Genomic DNA, 18,081 nt, shown 5'->3' with positions numbered 1-18,081 from the left:
GATGACGAGGTATTAGGATGAGTTTCTTTCACGCCAATCAACGCGAAGCGTTGAACCAGAGCCTGGCTGAGCTGAACGGGCAAATTAATGTCTCTTTCGAATTTTTCCCGCCACGTACCAGCGAAATGGAAGAAACCCTGTGGAGCTCAATCGATCGACTGAGCAGCCTGAAGCCAAAATTCGTCTCCGTCACCTACGGTGCCAACTCGGGCGAGCGCGATCGTACGCACAGCATCATCAAAGGCATCAAAGATCGTACCGGTCTGGAAGCCGCACCGCATCTAACCTGTATCGATGCCACGCGTGATGAGCTACGCAGCATCGCGCGTGATTACTGGGATAGCGGCATTCGTCATATCGTGGCCCTGCGCGGTGATTTACCGCCGGGCAGCGGCAAGCCGGAGATGTACGGCTCGGATTTGGTGGCGCTGCTGAAAGACGTTGGCGATTTCGATATCTCGGTGGCGGCCTATCCGGAAGTGCATCCCGAAGCGAAAAGCGCGCAGGCCGATCTGATTAACCTGAAACGCAAAATTGATGCCGGTGCTAACCGCGCTATCACCCAGTTTTTCTTCGATGTGGAAAGCTACCTGCGCTTCCGCGATCGCTGTGTCGCAACCGGTATCGACGTGGAGATCGTGCCGGGTATTTTGCCGGTCTCTAACTTCAAACAGCTACAACGCTTCGCTACCATGACCAATGTGCGGGTGCCGGGCTGGATGAGTGCAATGTTTGAAGGTCTGGATAACGATCCGGAGACGCGCAAAATGGTCGGTGCCAGCGTCGCGATGGACATGGTGAAAATCCTGTCGCGGGAAGGGGTGAAGGATTTCCATTTCTATACGCTGAACCGCGCCGAGTTGAGTTACGCCATTTGCCACACGCTGGGTGTGCGTCCGGCGATGGGAGGTTAAGATTGGCGGTCGCCATGAATGGCGGCCTTACAAAATCCAATAAAAAAGGAGCCAGTTGGCTCCTTTTTCACATCATGTCACTCGATTAACCGGTATTACGCATACCCGCTGCAACACCCGCGATCGTCACCATCAGCGCTTGTTCTACACGCGCATCTGGCTCATCACCGCGCTCTTCCTGCGCACGTGAACGATGCAGCAGTTCAGCCTGCAACACGTTCAGTGGATCGGTATAAACGTTACGCAGCGCGATGGACTCAGCAATCCACGGTTGGTCAGCCATCAGATGCGCATCGTTGGCGATAGTCAGCACCGCTTTGATATCCGCATCCAGCTGATCGCGCAGCTGCTTGCCGAGCGACCACAGTGATTTATCCACCAGACGCTGGTCGTAGTACTCCGCCAGCCACAGATCGGCTTTCGAGAACACCATCTCCAGCATGCCAAGACGTGTGGCGAAGAATGGCCACTCGCGGCACATGTTCTCCAGCTCATCCTGATGACCTTCATCCATCGCTTTCTGCAACGCGGCACCCGCGCCCAGCCAGGCTGGCAGCATCAGGCGGTTCTGCGTCCAGGCGAAGATCCACGGAATGGCACGCAGCGATTCCACACCGCCGGTTGGGCGACGTTTAGCCGGACGTGAACCCAGCGGCAATTTGCCCAGCTCCTGCTCTGGCGTGGCTGAGCGGAAATAGGGCACGAAGTCCGGATTCTCACGCACATAGCCGCGATACATCGCGCAGGAGTGCGCCGACAGACCATTCATGATCTCCTGCCATTCGCGCTTGGGTTCCGGCGGTGGCAGCAGGTTGGCTTCCAGAATCGCACCGGTGTACAGCGACAGGCTGGCGATGGTGACTTCGGGCAAACCGTATTTGAAGCGAATCATCTCGCCCTGTTCGGTCACGCGCAGGCCACCTTTCAGGCTGCCCGGCGGTTGTGACAACAGCGCCGCATGGGCTGGCGCGCCGCCACGACCGATTGAGCCGCCGCGTCCGTGGAACAGCGTCAGCGTGATGCCCGCGCTTTCACAGGTTTTGATCAGTGCGTCCTGCGCCTGATATTGCGCCCAGCTGGCGGCCATCACGCCGGCATCTTTCGCCGAGTCGGAATAGCCAATCATCACCATCTGTTTGCCATTGATAAAGCCGCGATACCAGTCGATGTTCAGCAACTGTGTCATCACGTCGTTGGCATTGTTCAGGTCATCAAGGGTTTCAAACAGCGGCGCAACCGGCATGGCGTAAGGAATGCCGGCTTCTTTCAGCAGCAGATGCACGGCCAGCACGTCCGACGGCGTTTTCGCCATGGAGATCACGTAGGAAGCAATTGAACCCTGCGGCGCTTCGGCCACCACTTTGCAGGTATCCAGCACTTCGCGCGTCTCATCGCCTGGTTCCCACTGATGCGGCAACAGCGGACGCTTGGAATTCAGTTCGCGAATCAGGAAGGCTTGTTTATCCGCTTCTGACCAGCTTTCGTAATCACCGAGGCCGAGATAGCGCGTTACTTCGGCAATCGCCTGGGTATGGCGGGTGCTCTCCTGACGGATATCGATGCGCACCAGCGGCACGCCGAAACACTTCACGCGGCGCAGCGTGTCCAGCAGCTGACCATTGGCGATGATGCCCATGCCGCACTGCTGCAGAGATTGATAGATAGCGAACAGCGGATCCCACAGCTGATCGTTAGAGACCAGCAAATCGGCCGGACGCGGCAGGCGCTCGCCTTTAAGACGACGGCCAAGATAAGCCTGCGTGGTCATCAGCTGGCCGCGAAGGCGCTTCAGCACCATGCGGTACGGCTCCAGCGCTTCCGCATCGCCGCACAGCTCGCGCACTTCGTCGCTGCATTCGGACATCGACAGCTCGGAAATCAGCACGCCGATATCGCGCAGGAACAGGTCCGCGGCCTTCCAGCGGCTCAGCTGCATCGCGTGGCGGGTAATCGGTGCAGTGACGTTCGGGTTGCCGTCACGGTCGCCGCCCATCCACGAGGTAAATTTAATCGGCACGAAATCGACCGGCAGCTTAATGCCAAAAGTCTCTTCCACTTGCTCATTCAGCTCACGCAGGAAGGCTGGCACGCCTTGCCACAGGCTGTTTTCGACCACGGCAAAGCCCCATTTGGCTTCATCGATCGGCGTTGGACGATATTTGCGAATTTCGTCGGTATGCCACGCTTGTGCCACCAGCTGGCGCAGACGGCGCATCACCTGGGTGCGTTCGTAGTCAGAGATATCGCTATGATCGAGTTGCTGCAAACAGCTGTTCACTTCGCCCAGCATATGGATCAGCGTGCGGCGGGTAATTTCGGTGGGGTGCGCAGTCAGCACCAGCTCCAGCGACAGCTCTTCAATCGACTGGCGGATCGCCGCTTCGCTGATATCGCCTTGCTGTTTCAGACGTTCGAAAGTCTTTTTCAGCAGTTCAGGATGGTTCGCGCCATCGCCGCTACGCGAAATGGTTTGATACTGTTCAGCGACGTTGGTGAGATTAAGGAACTGGCTAAACGCACGCGCCACCGGCAGCAGCTCGTCGTTCGAGAGATTTTGCAGCGTGGTCAGCAGTTCCTGACGATGAGTGTCATTTCCCGCGCGGGATGACTTAGAGAGTTTACGGATGGTCTCCACCTGGTCGAGGATGTTCTCTCCTAGTGCATCCTTAATCGTATCCCCGAGCAGTTTGCCGAGCATACTGACATTACTTCGCATTGCGGAATATTGTTCGTTCATTGGACCCTGACACCCTTATCGTCTTTTTTAATACTCTTACGCCCAACGGGCATAACATCGTCTTTTATCTAGCCACGTATCTTCCTGCGCGTCAATTGCCTTAAATCTACGTAAATGTGCTGCTAAATGGCGGAAATTCAAAGAATTTGCTTGCAGCGAAGCGAGATAAGTTATTCTTATTATCAAATCCCGAACAATGACGGGGCAATTTGCTGATTTAACAGTGAAATGCCCCATTTGTTGTTCATCAATGACAAAAATGCTGTACGACTTGGGTGATAAGCGCATGAGTCGGCTTGATAAATGCGGTATCAATAAACTCATCAGGTTGATGGGCTTGATTGATAGATCCCGGGCCTAATACCAGCGTTGGGCACAACTGCTGGATAAAAGGCGCTTCAGTGCAATAGTTCACCACTTCGGTTGGCACGCCCAGCAGCTTCTCCACCACTTGCACCAGCTCATGATCGGCCGGACATTCGTAGCCTGGAATCGGCGGATGCAGCTCGCCTACGGTGAGACGTCCCGGCCAGCGCGCACTTACCGGCGCCAGCGCGTCATTTAGCAGACCATCCAAATCGCTCAGGGTTAAGCCCGGCAGCGGACGAATATCCATGTGCAATTCACAGCAGGCGCAGATGCGGTTGGCGGCGTCGCCACCGTGAATATGCCCAAAGTTCATGGTTGGATAAGGAATGGCAAAACCATCGTGGTTGTAACGCTCTTTCAGCGTGTTACGCAGCTGCATCAGCTGGGTAATGGATTCATGCATCAGTTCAATAGCGTTGACGCCGCGTGACGGATCGCTGGAGTGGCCTGATTGTCCCTGAATACGAATCACATTCGACAGATGACCTTTATGCGCGCGCACCGGCTTAAGTGAGGTGGGCTCGCCGATGATGGCGCAATCCGGACGCAATTGGGTGGATTCAGAGAAATATTTCGCGCCCGCCATGGTGGTCTCTTCATCGGCGGTGGCGAGGACGTAGAGCGGCTTGCTGAGTTTGGTCACGTCAACGTCACGCAGCGCGTCCAGAATAAAGGCGAAGAAGCCTTTCATATCGGCGGTGCCGAGGCCGTACAGCTTGTTGTCGTGTTCGGTCAGCGTGAACGGATCGCGCGTCCAGCGGCCGTCGTCGTACGGTACGGTGTCGGTATGGCCCGCCAATAACAAGCCGCCTGCGCCCAATCCGCTGCGCGCCAGCATGTTGAATTTATGCCGCGTGCCAGGCACCGGCTGCACTTCTACACTGAAGCCAATATCGCGGAACCAGCCGGCCAGCAAATTGATTAAAGTTTCATTACTCTGATCCAGTGCGCTATCGGTTGCGCTGATTGATGGCGTGGCAATCAACTGGCGGTAGAGTTCGATAAAAGGTGGTAATTTTGTCTTCACTGTTGACGGTCCTTGGGTTAGGATGTATCAATATTCATGCATTAATAGTGAATAAAAATACAATAACGTCGCTTGCATGTGAAGCATCAAATCTTCTGCAAACGGCATTCTGGGCAACGGGGCAAGGCCGCGACCCGATACGTGTGACTGTAATAAGGTATACAGCCTGATGTTGAATACGCTGATCGTTGGTGCCAGTGGTTACGCTGGCGTAGAGCTTGCCACCTACCTGAATCGCCATCCGCATATGAACATAACCGCTTTGGCGGTTTCAGCGCAAAGCCCGGATGCTGGAAAGTTATTGTCGGATTTGCATCCGCAGCTCAAAGGCATTGTCGATTTGCCGCTGCAGCCGCTGAGCGACGCCGCCGAATGGGCCGACAAAGTGGATGTGGTGTTCCTCGCCACTGCCCACGAAGTCAGCCACGATCTGGCACCTGAATTCCTCAAAGCTGGTTGCGTGGTGTTCGATCTCTCCGGCGCGTTCCGCGTAAACGACGATGCGTTCTATACGCAATATTACGGTTTCAGTCATCAGCATCAGGATTGGCTGGACAAGGCGGTTTACGGCCTGGCCGAATGGCAGCACGACAAAATTAAAGATGCGGAGCTGGTTGCGGTGCCGGGTTGCTACCCAACCGCAGCCCAACTTTCGCTGAAACCGCTGATCGCAGCGGGCCTGCTTAACGATGCACAGTGGCCGGTGATTAACGCCACCAGCGGCGTGAGCGGCGCAGGGCGCAAAGCCAACGTTGGCACCAGCTTCTGTGAAGTGAGCTTGCAGCCGTACGGCCTGTTTAATCATCGTCATCACCCGGAAATTGTGGCGCATCTCGGTACGCCGGTGATCTTCACGCCACATCTGGGCAGCTTCCCACGCGGGATTTTATCGACCACCACTTGCCGCCTGAAAGCGGGCGTGACGCAGCAGGATGTGGCGGATGCCTTCCATAACGCTTACCACGACAAACCGCTGGTGCGCGTCTATGACAAAGGCGTACCGGCGCTGAAAGCGGTGGTCGGTTTGCCGTTCTGCGACATCGGCTTCGCCATGCAAGGCCAGCACCTGATTGTGGTGGCTGCCGAAGATAACCTGCTGAAAGGCGCCTCATCGCAGGCGGTTCAGTGTTTAAACATTCGTTTCGGCTTCCCCGAAACGCTGTCTCTGATTTAACGAACGGATAACGCAATGAATCCATTAATCATTAAACTGGGTGGCGTGCTGCTGGATAGCGAAGAAGCGCTGGCCCGTCTGTTTGATGCCCTGCTGGCGTACCGCAATGAACATCAGCGTCCGCTGATCATTGTGCACGGCGGTGGTTGCGTGGTGGACGAGCTGATGAAGAAGCTCGCGCTGCCGGTGAAAAAGAAGAACGGTTTGCGCGTGACGCCAGCCGATCAGATTGACATTATTACCGGTGCGTTAGCCGGTACAGCCAACAAAACGCTGCTGGCGTGGGCGAAGAAATATGGCATCGGCGCGGTGGGTTTGTGCCTCGGCGATGCCGGTCTGGTCAACGTGGCGCAGTTCGATGAAGAGCTGGGACACGTTGGCAACGCGACGCCAGGCAACCCGGCGCTGGTGAACACGCTGCTGAGTGCAGGCTATATGCCGGTGATCAGCTCAATCGGTATCACCGATGGCGGCGAGTTGATGAACGTCAACGCTGACCAGGCGGCAACCGCGCTGGCTGCGACCATCGGTGCCAATTTGGTGCTGTTGTCTGATGTCAGCGGTATTCTCGACGGCAAAGGTCAGCGCATCGAAGAGATGACCGCCGCGAAAGCGGAGCAGCTGATTGCGCAGGGCATCATCACCGATGGCATGATCGTGAAAGTGAACGCGGCGCTTGATGCCGCCCGCACGCTCGGTCGCCCGGTCGATATCGCCAGCTGGCGTCATGCTGAACAACTGCCAACCCTTTTCAACGGCGTGTCGATTGGCACCCGGATTCTCGCATAATCAAGGATTAAGACATGAGCACGCAAAACATCAAAAAAATCGTTCTGGCCTACTCCGGCGGTCTGGATACTTCAGCCATCATTCCATGGTTGAAAGAGAACTATGGCGGCTGTGAAGTGGTGGCGTTCGTGGCGAACATTGGCCAGGATCCCGCCGATCTGGAAGGCGTTGAGAAGAAAGCGCTGCAGTCAGGTGCGTCTGAGTGCCACGTGGTTGATCTGCGTGAAGCGTTCATCAGCGAATACGTGTATCCGGTTCTGCAGACTGGCGCCCTGTACGAAGGCACTTATCTGCTGGGTACGTCTATGGCGCGTCCGATTATCGCTAAAGCCCAGGTTGAGCTGGCGCTGAAAGTGGGCGCAGATGCGCTGTGCCACGGCGCAACCGGTAAAGGTAACGATCAGGTGCGTTTCGAAACCACCTACACCGCGCTGGCTCCACAACTGAAAGTGGTTGCGCCATGGCGTGAGTGGGACCTGCGTTCACGTGAAGCGCTGCTGGATTACCTGAAAGAGCGCAATATCCCGACCACCGCGTCGCTGGAAAAAATCTACAGCCGTGACGAGAACGCATGGCACATCTCTACCGAAGGCGGCGTGCTGGAAAGCCCAGCCAATGCACCGAACAAAGATTGCTGGGTGTGGACCGTTGATCCGCTGGAAGCGCCCGATCAGCCAGAAAATGTCACGGTCACCGTGGAGAAAGGTCGTGTGGTGGCGGTGAATGGCGAGACGCTGAGCCCGTTCCAGTGCCTGGAAAAACTCAACGTGCTGGGCGCCAAACACGGCGTCGGCCGTATCGACATCGTGGAAAACCGTCTGGTAGGCATCAAGTCCCGCGGCTGCTACGAAACTCCAGGCGGCACCATCATGGTTAACGCGCTGCGTGCGGTTGAACAGCTGGTGCTGGATCGCGATAGCTTCAAATGGCGTGAGCAGCTGGGCCATGAAATGTCTTACGTGGTTTACGATGGTCGCTGGTTCGCGCCGCTGCGTAAATCTATCCAGGCCGCAGCTGAATCATTGGCAGAAGAGGTGAATGGCGAAGTGGTACTGCAGCTGTATAAAGGCCAGGCCACGGCGATTCAGAAAACCTCTGCTAACAGCCTGTACTCAGAAGAGTTCGCCACCTTTGGCGAAGACGAAGTTTACGATCACCGTCACGCGGGCGGCTTTATCCGCTTGTTCTCACTCTCTTCACGCATTCGCGCGCTGAACGAGCAGAAGAAGTAATACCGCGGCAATCGACCTATTTTGCAAGGGCGGCTTCGGGCCGCCTTTTCTATAACAGATTCAGGAGTAATGCAGATGGCACTTTGGGGCGGACGTTTTTCGCAGGCAGCAGACCAACGGTTCAAACAGTTCAACGACTCGCTGCGTTTTGACTATCGCCTGGCCGAGCAGGACATTACCGGCTCGATTGCCTGGTCAAAAGCGCTGGTGACGGTCAACGTGCTGACCAATGAAGAGCAGCAACAGCTGGAAAGCGCGTTGAATGAACTGCTGGCCGAGGTACGCGCCAATCCTGAGCAGATTCTGCAAAGCGATGCGGAAGATATTCACAGCTGGGTGGAAGGCAAGCTGATCGACAAAGTCGGCGCGCTGGGCAAGAAATTGCACACCGGCCGTAGCCGTAACGATCAGGTCGCGACCGATCTAAAACTGTGGTGCAAAGAGCAGGTTGCCGTGCTGCTGGAGGCGACGCGTGAGCTGCAATCGGCGCTGGTCGCCACGGCACAAGCCAATCAGGACGCGGTGATGCCGGGTTACACGCACCTGCAGCGTGCGCAACCGGTGACGTTCGCGCATTGGTGCCTGGCGTACGTTGAGATGCTGGCGCGTGACGAGAGCCGTCTGCAGGATGCACTGAAGCGTATGGATGTCAGTCCGCTGGGTTGCGGCGCGCTGGCGGGTACCGCCTACGAGATCGATCGTCAACAGCTGGCCGGCTGGTTAGGTTTTGCCTCTGCCACGCGTAACAGCCTCGATACCGTTTCCGATCGCGATCACGTGCTCGAGCTGCTGTCAGACGCCTCGATTGGCATGGTGCATCTGTCGCGCTTTGCTGAAGACCTGATCTTCTTCAACACCGGTGAAGCGGGCTTCCTTGAGCTGTCGGATAAAGTCACTTCCGGATCGTCGTTGATGCCGCAGAAGAAAAACCCGGATGCGCTGGAGCTGATCCGTGGCAAATGTGGCCGTGTGCAAGGTGCGCTGACCGGCATGATGATGACGCTGAAAGGCCTGCCGCTGGCGTACAACAAAGATATGCAGGAAGACAAAGAAGGGCTGTTCGATGCGCTGGATACCTGGCTCGACTGCCTGCATATGTCGGTGCTGGTGCTGGACGGCATTCAGGTAAAACGTCCGCGTTGCCAGGAAGCCGCTGAGCAGGGCTACGCCAACTCGACCGAGCTGGCCGATTATCTGGTGGCAAAAGGCGTTCCGTTCCGCGAAGCCCACCACATTGTGGGTGAAACCGTGGTGGAAGCGATCAAGCAAGGCGTGGCGCTGGAAGCGCTCACTCTGGCGCAGTTGAAGCAGTTCAGCGCGGTGATTGAGGATGACGTGTATCCAATTCTGTCGCTGCAATCTTGCCTGGATAAGCGTAATGCGCAAGGTGGTGTCGCTCCTCAACAGGTCGCCTTCGCCATCAGCGAAGCGCAGAAGCGTTTGGGTTAAAAGCTATGCGCATTGGATTGCGCCGCTGCGGTATGAGCAGGAATGCGTAGCGGCGCGATTTATCGCGCTCTGTTGATATCCAGCAGGCGAGCGACAAGCAAAAAAAAGCGGGCACCTCTTCGGTAGCCCGCCAACCTCTAGCTTCGGAATTACATTTTGTTATAGGCACATCATCAAGGGCAGGCCACTCCCGGCCAGCACAGTGATTGGTTTTAAGCAGTTTGCAGGTTCTGCTCCAGATCATTTGATGCGCGCATTATTCCCGCTCACGCCTTGATAGGGCCAATCGTTCATTGCTATTCTATCTATCGCCACGGGCTATCGTGGTTTGGAGGATTTCAATGAATATTCGTGATCTCGAATACCTGGTTTCACTTGCAGAGCATCGCCATTTCCGGCGTGCAGCTGACGCATGTCATGTCAGCCAACCTACCTTAAGTGGACAGATTCGTAAGCTGGAAGATGAACTTGGCGTGATGCTGCTGGAGCGAACCAGCCGTAAGGTGTTGTTTACTCAGGCTGGACTGTTGCTGGTGGATCAAGCGCGAACCGTGCTGCGCGAAGTGAAAGTGCTGAAGGAGATGGCGAGCCAGCAAGGCGAAGCGATGTCTGGACCGCTGCACATTGGTTTGATTCCAACCACCGGGCCGTATCTGCTGCCGCACATCATTCCGATGCTGCACAAAACCTTCCCCAAACTCGAAATGTACCTGCATGAAGCGCAGACGCAGCAACTGCTGGCACAGCTCGACAGCGGCAAGCTGGATTGCGCCATCGTGGCATTGGTGAAAGAGAGTGAAGCCTTTATTGAGGTGCCGCTGTTTGATGAGCCAATGACGCTGGCGGTGTATGCCGATCATCCGTGGCGCGATCGCGATCGCGTGCCGATGTCGGATCTGGCCGGTGAGAAATTACTGATGCTGGAAGATGGGCACTGCCTGCGCGATCAGGCGATGGGCTTCTGCTTCGAAGCCGGTGCCGATGAAGATACGCACTTCCGCGCCACCAGCCTGGAAACGCTGCGCAACATGGTTGCCGCTGGTAGCGGCATTACCTTGTTACCTGCGTTGTCCGTGCCGAATGAACGCGAACGTGATGGCGTCCGCTATTTACCGTGTTACAAGCCGGTGCCGCAGCGCACCATCGCGTTGGTCTATCGTCCAGGATCGCCTCTGCGCAGCCGCTATGAGCAGTTGGCAGAAGCAATCAAAACCCACATGAAGGGTTATCTGGATACCTCGTTAAAACAGGCGGTTTAAGCCGTTTAACGCTGCCACGCGATAGGCTTCGGCCATGGTGGGATAGTTGAAGGTGGTATTCACGAAGTACTCAATCGTGTTGCCGCCGTTCTTCTGTTCCATGATGGCCTGGCCGATGTGAATGATCTCCGCAGCACGCTCGCCAAAGCAGTGAATCCCTAAAATCTCTTTGGTTTCGCGGTGGAACAGAATCTTCAGGCTGCCGACGTGCATGCCAACAATCTGCGCACGCGCCAGATGTTTAAACTGCGCACGACCCACTTCATACGGCACTTTCATCGCCGTCAGCTGCTGTTCGGTTTTACCCACTGAGCTGATCTCCGGAATGGTGTAAATCCCGGTTGGAATATCTTCGATCAGATGCGCGGTGGCTTCACCTTTGATGATCGCCTGCGCGGCAATGCGGCCCTGATCGTAAGCAGCAGAAGCCAGGCTTGGATAACCAATCACGTCGCCAACCGCGTAGATATGCGGCAGCGCGGTTTGATACATGCTGTTCACCTTCAGCAGGCCACGACCATCCGCTTCCAGTCCGACGTTTTCCAGCGCCAGTGAATCGGTGTTACCGGTTCGACCGTTTGCGTACAGCAGGCAATCGGCTTTCACTTTTTTGCCCGATTTAAGGTGAATTATCACCCCGTCATCAACGCCTTCAATCTTCTCGAACTCTTCGTTGTGACGAATCACCACGCCGCTGTTCCAGAAGTGATAGGAGAGGGAATCTGACATCTCTTGATCGAGGAATGCCAGCAGACGGTCGCGGGTGTTGATCAGGTCAACCTTGACGTTCAGGCCGCGGAAAATCGAGGCATATTCACAGCCAATTACGCCGGCGCCATAAATGATGACGTGACCAGGTTCATGATGCAGGTTGAGGATGGAGTCGGAATCGTAAACGCGCGGATGGGTGAAATCGACATCTGCGGGATGATACGGACGAGAACCGCAGGCGATCACGAATTTCGCCGCGGTTAATCGCTCGCGGGTGCCGTCGGGTTGTTCCACTTCGATGGTGTTGGCATCAACAAATCGGGCATCGCCCTGATAAAGTTCACAGCGGTTGCGCTCGTAGAAGCCCTGACGCATCGCGGTTTGCTGACTGATCACGTTCTCGGTGTGGTTGAGAATGTCGGCGAATGAGGAGCGCAGGAGGCGAGTGTGATCGCTGTAAAGTGGGTTTTGATTGAACTCGATGATACGGCTAACAGCGTGACGCAGGGCTTTGGAAGGGATGGTTCCCCAGTGTGTACAACCGCCGCCGATGTTGTGGTAGCGTTCGATCACTGCAATACGCGCTCCCTGCTTCACCAGCCCCATCGCCGCACCTTCGCCGCCCGGACCGGAGCCAATCACAATGGCATCGTAATCGTAAGACTTTTGCATACCAGTACGTCCTATTTTTTTATCACATTTTTACAACGAGATTCTAACATCTCGCCGCGCACATCTGAATTCTAACAGCGTAAATTGCTGAAGTTTGACAAAGCGTGAGGTTCACAGGCGTTCACAAAGTTTGCACCGCTGTACGCTGAAAAGTTTGTTATAGTGCCTGCCAAATCACCTAAAAGGCCGGGAAAATGGGCGTCAGAGCGCTACAAAAAGAACGTACACGACGTTCACTGATTGAAGCTGCCTTCAGTCAGTTAAGTGCAGAAAGGAGTTTTGCCAGCCTGAGTTTGCGCGAAGTTGCACGCGAAGCGGGGATTGCGCCGACCTCATTTTATCGTCACTTCCGCGATGTCGATGAGCTGGGCCTGACCATGGTGGACGAAAGCGGCTTGATGCTGCGCCAGTTAATGCGTCAGGCGCGCCAGCGTATTGCCAAGGGTGGCAGCATTATTAAAACCTCGGTGGCAACTTTTATGGAGTTCATCGGGAACAATCCCAACGCTTTTCGGCTCTTACTACGCGAGCGCTCCGGAACCTCGGCGGCCTTTCGTGCCGCAGTCGCGCGTGAGATTCAGCACTTCATCGCCGAACTGGCCGATTATCTTGAATTAGAAAATCGCATGCCGCGCAGCTTCACCGAAGCGCAGGCCGAAGCCATGGTGACGATTGTGTTTAGCGCGGGTGCCGAAGCGCTGGACGTTGATATTGAGCAGCGCCGTAAGCTTGAGGATCGATTAGTGCTGCAGCTGCGCATGATCGCCAAAGGCGCTTATTACTGGTATCGCCGGGAGCAAGAGCGTCTGGCGGTTACCCTGGAAAAACCCGAAGAGTAATGTGATAAGGATAATGAAATGATTGAGCAAAACCCACGCGATAAAGGAACGCTTTTATTGGCTTTTATCACCGGTTTAGCGATCAACGGCTCCTTTTCGGTGCTGTTCAGCACGTTTGTCCCCTTTTCGATATTCCCGCTGATTGCGCTTGGCCTCGCGGCCTGGTGTTTGCATCAGCGTTACCTCAACCGCAATATGCCAGACGGCATGCCTTCACTGGCGGCGGCGTTCTTCCTGCTGGGTATTTTGGTTTATAGCGCGCTGGTGCGGGCTGAATATCCGGATATCGGCTCTAACTTCATCCCGACGATTCTGATGGTGGCGCTGGTGTTCTGGATTGGTATGCGTTTTCGCCGCGCGAAGAGCAAGCAGTGAAAAAACGGGAACCTTGGGGTTCCCGTTGTTGTTTAGGCCTTGCGCGTCAGCAGCACGCCGCATTCCATATGATGGGTATACGGGAACTGATCGAACAGCGCCAGACGCGTGACGTCATGCGTTTCTCCCAGCACCGCGAGGTTGTCGCACAGCGTTTGCGGGTTGCAGGAGATATAAATGATGCGCGGATAGGCCTGCACCATCTTCACAGTTTCCTCATCCAGCCCGCTACGTGGCGGATCAACAAAAATGGTTTCGCATTGGTAGCTCTTCAGGTCGATGCCTTCTAAACGATTGAAGCTACGTACGCCCGTCATCGCCTGGGTAAACTCTTCAGCGGCCATACGAATAATCTGCACGTTATCAATATGGTTGGCGGCAATGTTGTATTGCGCGGACGCGACCGACGGCTTGGCAATCTCCGTGGCCAACACGCTGCGGAAGTTACGCGCCAGCGCCAGCGAGAAGTTGCCGTTACCGCAATAGAGTTCCAGCAGATCGCCTTGCGAATCCTGCGTGACGTCCAGCGCCCACTCCAGCATCTGAATATTCATCGCCGCGTTTGGCTGGGTGAAGCTGTTTTCCACCTGACGATAAATCATCTCTTTCCCCGCGACCGGCAGGCGCTCATCCACGTAATCGCGATCGAGGCAGATTTTGGTTTTGGTGGCGCGGCCGATCAGCTGCACGTCAAAGCCTTCGGCACGCAGGCTGTCGCGCAGGGCGCTGGCGGCGGCGGTCCACTCCTCTTCCAGCTTACGGTGGTAGAGCAGCGAGATAACAATCTGGTGGCTCATCGTCGACAGGTAATCGATCTGGAACAGTTTGAAACGCAGCGCGCGGTTGTCACGGATCGCCGCGATCAGTTTTGGCATCAGCTGGTTGATCAATTCACTGGCCGCCGGGAATTGATCGACGCGGATTCGTTGCTTGGTCTGTTGATCAAAGATGATGTGGTAAAGATCGTCTCCGTCGTGCCAGATGCGGAATTCGGCACGCATCCGATAGTGGCTGACCGGCGAACGGAACACCTCCACGTCGGGCGCGGCAAAGGGCACCATCATCGCCTGTAAGCGGCTGACTTTTTCCGCCAGTTGCGCGTCGTATTGTTCAATCGGGAGCTGTTCGGGTGTCATCTTTAATCCTGGTAATAAGCTGGCTTGCCGGGCGATTGTAGGCATTCAACTGCTGATGTCCAGCCCTGCGGAAAACAAGATGGCTGGAAGTCTGGATTTCCGGCCTTCCTGGCCGTAGACTGCGCCTGCCGGCCTCCTTGAGTTAAAAGGGAATCCAGTGTGAATCTGGAGCTGACGCGCAGCGGTAAAGAATGTCGTGGTGATGGCAATTACAAACACTGTCCTGCCGGATGGGAAGTTTTTTCACCATTTATGATTCTCAGCCCGAAGACCTGCCGGTGTGACGTCGCAATACATACGACCATCGCGAGCTATTGGTCGTAGTCGTGCGGCATCCTGCTTCGTCTTTTGGATGCTATAACAATGAAAAAAACACACGCTTCGCTGTTTGCCTTCAGTGCAACGGCGTTGTCTCTCTGGGCGCAATTTGGCTACGCGCAGCAGAATGATGATACGCAAATCGTTACCGCTAACCGCTTCGCGCAGCCGGTCTCGTCGGTGCTGGCTTCGACTTCTGTTGTCACCCGTGATGAGATCGATCAGTGGCAATCCAAGAACCTACTGGAAGTGTTACGCCGCTTGCCGGGCGTGGATATCGCGCAAAGCGGCGGCATTGGGCAAAGCGCTTCTATGTATGTACGTGGTTCGGAAGCGCGCCATACGCTAATTCTGGTTGACGGTGTGCCGTTCTCTAAACCTGGCATTACCGGCGTTGCTGACTTCAACCAAATCCCTGTTTCCATCATCCAGCGCGTTGAGTTCATTCGTGGCCCGCGCTCTGCGGTTTACGGCGCAGATGCGATTGGCGGCGTGGTGAATGTCATTACGCAAAACCCGAATAATCAAAACTCGCTGACGGCTGGCTTTGGTTCGAAGGGCTATCAGGAATACAGCGGCGGCATCAATCAAAATGTCACGGACCAGACGCGCGTAACGGTGGCGGGCTCTTATCAGGCCACCAACGGCTACAACGTTCAGCCGGGCTCAACGTCTCCGACCGATCGCGATCGTGATGGCTGGCGCAATAAGGCGTTCTGGGCTGGCGTTGACCACAAGTTTAACGAGGCGTTTTCTGGCTTCTTCCGGGGTTACGGTTACGCCGCGAACTCAGATTACGACGCGGGTTATGTCGGTGGTCAGGATGAGCAACAGATCTATAATCACTCGTTTGATACCGGTCTGCGCTTTAATAAAGAGGAATACTCCTCGCAGCTGACCGCCAGTTATCAAAAGTACAAAATCTATAACTACGTTGGGTCTGACAGCCGCTATGCAGATTCCAATAGTCTGGATGACATGGAGCAGCGCAACCTGCAATGGGGCAACACCTTTGCGGTGGGGCATGGCATGGTCAGCGCCGGTCTGGATTGGCAGCAGCAGAAATTGAGTTCGATTGGACAACTCTATTCTGGCGCACCGCGTGATAAAGATGTTTACAAGCAAGACAACACCGGTGCTTACCTGACGGCTCAGCAGCAGTTTGGCAATGTTACGCTTGAAGGTTCGGCGCGTGGCGATGATAACCAGGACTTTGGCCGTCATGGCACCTGGCAAACGGCTGCGGGTTGGGAGTTTGTGCCGGGTTACAAGGCATCACTCTCTTACGGCACGGGTTTCCAGGCGCCGACGTTAGGCCAGCTATATGGTCTGAAGCGCTTTGGTATTAGCTCTAATCCCGATCTCAATCCTGAGAAATCAAAACAGTGGGAAGCCGCGCTGGAAGGTTTAACCGGTCCGGTTAATTGGCGTGTTGCTGCGTATCACAATAAAGTCAGCAATCTCATTACCTATGCTTCTGATCCTGTGACTTTTGAGGGCGGCTATTACAATGAAAAAGCCGTTACGCTGAAAGGTATTGAAGCCACCGCTGATTTTGATACCCGCTTCCTTCATCACCAGATCACCTTGGGTTATCTGGATGCGCGTCGTGATTCAGATGGTGAAACGCTGGCGCGTCGTGCGCGTGAGCAGGCCAAATATCAGCTGGGTATGACGGTGTATGACTTTGATATTGATGTCATCTACCAGTACTTCGGTAAGCGCTACGATAACAACACCAGCGAATATGCCAGCGAGCAGCGTCGTTTATCGAGTTACAGCACGGTAGATCTCGCGGTCTCGTATCCGGTCACATCACAGCTCACCGTTCGTGGTAGAATTGCCAACTTGTTCGATAAAGATTATGAGACAGCGTATGGCTATCCAACTCCAGGAACGGAGTACTACCTCAGCGCCAGCTACAGCTTCTGATCTGCGTCCCACCGTGCTGGTGTTTGACTCCGGCGTGGGTGGGCTCTCCGTTTATGATGAGGTCCGGCATTTACTGCCGGATCTTCACTATCTCTACGCCTTTGATAATGAAGGGTTCCCGTACGGCGAAAAATCCGAAGCCTTTATTGTCGAGCGCGTGGTGGCGGTGGTGACGGCTATCACTCAGCGTTTCCCGCTTGCGTTGGTGATCATTGCTTGTAACTCGGCCAGCACCATCTCTTTGCCGGCTCTGCGTGAACGTTTCGAATTCCCGGTTGTGGGTGTGGTGCCTGCGATAAAACCTGCTGCGCGTCTGACGCGTAACGGCGTAGTGGGATTGCTGGCCACGCGCGGCACGGTGAAACGTCCTTATACCCATGAGTTAGTGGCGCAATTTGCCCGTGACTGCAAAATCGAAATGCTCGGCTCTGCTGAGCTGGTGGAGCTGGCGGAAGCCAAGCTGCATGGCGAAGATGTTGAGCTCGCTGATGTACGCCGTGCTGTGCAACCCTGGCTACGGATGAAAGAGCCACCTGATACCGTGGTTCTCGGATGTACGCATTTCCCTTTACTACGTGATGAGCTGCAATTGGTGCTACCGGAAGGGACAAGGCTGGTGGATTCGGGCGCGGCGATTGCGCGTCGTACCGTTTGGTTATTAGAGCATGAAGCACCGCAGGCGGTTTCATCCGGTCAGAATTTAGCGTTCTGTACGCGTATAGATGATGAAGTGACGAAATTGTCACCGATTTTGCAGCGTTATGGCTTCCCGTTGCTGGAAAAATTAGCAGTTTAGTGGCGTTTCGACGAAAAAATCAGCACTCGGAAATTAATTTGAAATTAGCGCTTGTCAGCTCCGAAGAAATCCCTATACTGCGCCTCCACTGACACGGAACAACGGCTTACGAAGCGAAGTGTTCAGGAGGTGGTCTTCAAGGCAACCTTCAGAAAAGCAAAAATAAATGCTTGACTGAGAATGCGGAAAGCGTAATATACGCATCCCGCGCCGCTAGAGAAATCGCGGCATGCTCTTTAACAATTTATCAGACAATCTGTGTGGGCACTCGCAGGATTGATATCCGCGTCTCCGGACGCAAAAAAATATCAAAGCCTCACGAGTGAACACATAATGAAATTCATTATGACGT

14 protein-coding genes and 1 riboswitch are annotated in these 18,081 nt (G+C 55.1%); of the genes, 10 read left to right on the top strand and 4 right to left on the bottom strand.

Annotated elements, in window-relative coordinates; genetic code table 11:
- Positions 1 to 17: 17 nt before the first annotated feature.
- A complete protein-coding gene (metF, locus tag PZBJ_RS00070; RefSeq protein WP_101760639.1) occupies positions 18 to 914 on the top strand; it encodes a methylenetetrahydrofolate reductase in 897 nt (298 codons plus the stop codon).
- An 85-nt stretch (positions 915 to 999) separates the two neighbouring features.
- Here the strand turns inward: metF and ppc are convergent, their stop codons facing one another.
- The gene (ppc, locus tag PZBJ_RS00065; RefSeq protein WP_101760638.1) at positions 1,000 to 3,651 is read right to left on the bottom strand and encodes a phosphoenolpyruvate carboxylase; all 2,652 of its coding nucleotides are present in this window, start codon (positions 3,649 to 3,651) and stop codon (positions 1,000 to 1,002) included.
- Positions 3,652 to 3,898: 247 nt separating this feature from the next.
- On the bottom strand, positions 3,899 to 5,047 hold the full coding sequence (gene argE, locus PZBJ_RS00060; RefSeq protein WP_101760637.1) for an acetylornithine deacetylase: 1,149 nt from the start codon (positions 5,045 to 5,047) through the stop codon (positions 3,899 to 3,901).
- A 169-nt stretch (positions 5,048 to 5,216) separates the two neighbouring features.
- Here argE and argC point away from each other — a divergent pair, with 169 nt between their 5' ends.
- The 5 genes from argC to oxyR all read left to right on the top strand — a co-directional run bounded on the left by argC (position 5,217) and on the right by oxyR (position 10,950).
- The gene (argC, locus tag PZBJ_RS00055) at positions 5,217 to 6,221 is read left to right on the top strand and encodes an N-acetyl-gamma-glutamyl-phosphate reductase (protein WP_101760636.1); all 1,005 of its coding nucleotides are present in this window, start codon (positions 5,217 to 5,219) and stop codon (positions 6,219 to 6,221) included.
- A 15-nt stretch (positions 6,222 to 6,236) separates the two neighbouring features.
- Positions 6,237 to 7,010, top strand: coding sequence for an acetylglutamate kinase (gene argB, locus PZBJ_RS00050; protein WP_101760635.1), 774 nt, complete (start codon positions 6,237 to 6,239; stop codon positions 7,008 to 7,010).
- Between the two features lie 14 nt (positions 7,011 to 7,024).
- On the top strand, positions 7,025 to 8,242 hold the full coding sequence (locus PZBJ_RS00045; protein WP_101760634.1) for an argininosuccinate synthase: 1,218 nt from the start codon (positions 7,025 to 7,027) through the stop codon (positions 8,240 to 8,242).
- Positions 8,243 to 8,317: 75 nt separating this feature from the next.
- The gene (argH, locus tag PZBJ_RS00040; RefSeq protein WP_101760728.1) at positions 8,318 to 9,691 is read left to right on the top strand and encodes an argininosuccinate lyase; all 1,374 of its coding nucleotides are present in this window, start codon (positions 8,318 to 8,320) and stop codon (positions 9,689 to 9,691) included.
- Between the two features lie 341 nt (positions 9,692 to 10,032).
- Positions 10,033 to 10,950, top strand: a complete 918-nt coding sequence (gene oxyR / locus PZBJ_RS00035; RefSeq protein ID WP_101760633.1) for a DNA-binding transcriptional regulator OxyR — start codon at positions 10,033 to 10,035, stop codon at positions 10,948 to 10,950.
- Here the strand turns inward: oxyR and sthA are convergent.
- Positions 10,933 to 12,333, bottom strand: coding sequence for a Si-specific NAD(P)(+) transhydrogenase (sthA, locus tag PZBJ_RS00030; protein WP_101760632.1), 1,401 nt, complete (start codon positions 12,331 to 12,333; stop codon positions 10,933 to 10,935). The two genes, oxyR and sthA, sit on opposite strands and share 18 nt — an antisense overlap.
- Before the next feature lie 194 nt (positions 12,334 to 12,527).
- Between sthA and fabR the strand changes: the two genes are divergently transcribed.
- Together fabR and PZBJ_RS00020 are read left to right on the top strand one after the other, a co-directional pair.
- Positions 12,528 to 13,172, top strand: coding sequence for an HTH-type transcriptional repressor FabR (gene fabR, locus PZBJ_RS00025; RefSeq protein ID WP_008109648.1), 645 nt, complete (start codon positions 12,528 to 12,530; stop codon positions 13,170 to 13,172).
- An 18-nt stretch (positions 13,173 to 13,190) separates the two neighbouring features.
- Positions 13,191 to 13,547: a YijD family membrane protein gene (locus PZBJ_RS00020; RefSeq protein WP_061720276.1), complete on the top strand. Its 357-nt coding sequence runs from the start codon at positions 13,191 to 13,193 to the stop codon at positions 13,545 to 13,547.
- 32 nt (positions 13,548 to 13,579) lie between these two features.
- Here PZBJ_RS00020 and trmA read toward each other — a convergent pair whose 3' ends face one another.
- Positions 13,580 to 14,683 carry a tRNA (uridine(54)-C5)-methyltransferase TrmA gene (gene trmA, locus PZBJ_RS00015; RefSeq protein WP_101760631.1) on the bottom strand — a complete coding sequence of 368 codons (1,104 nt, stop codon included), beginning with the start codon at positions 14,681 to 14,683 and terminating at the stop codon, positions 13,580 to 13,582.
- 112 nt (positions 14,684 to 14,795) lie between these two features.
- Positions 14,796 to 14,978, top strand: a riboswitch (cobalamin riboswitch).
- 68 nt (positions 14,979 to 15,046) lie between these two features.
- Here trmA and btuB point away from each other — a divergent pair.
- On the top strand, positions 15,047 to 16,933 hold the full coding sequence (gene btuB, locus PZBJ_RS00010) for a TonB-dependent vitamin B12 receptor BtuB (protein WP_101760630.1): 1,887 nt from the start codon (positions 15,047 to 15,049) through the stop codon (positions 16,931 to 16,933).
- Positions 16,878 to 17,729: a glutamate racemase gene (gene murI / locus PZBJ_RS00005; RefSeq protein ID WP_101760629.1), complete on the top strand. Its 852-nt coding sequence runs from the start codon at positions 16,878 to 16,880 to the stop codon at positions 17,727 to 17,729. The genes btuB and murI overlap by 56 nt, the downstream gene beginning before the upstream one ends.
- Positions 17,730 to 18,081 lie beyond the last annotated feature (352 nt).

This window comes from Pantoea endophytica (assembly GCF_002858935.1).
Taxonomy (GTDB): Bacteria; Pseudomonadota; Gammaproteobacteria; order Enterobacterales; family Enterobacteriaceae; genus Pantoea; species Pantoea leporis.
The sequence above is the reverse complement of the archived record's forward strand: the minus strand, read 5'-3'. Positions and strand labels throughout refer to the sequence as shown.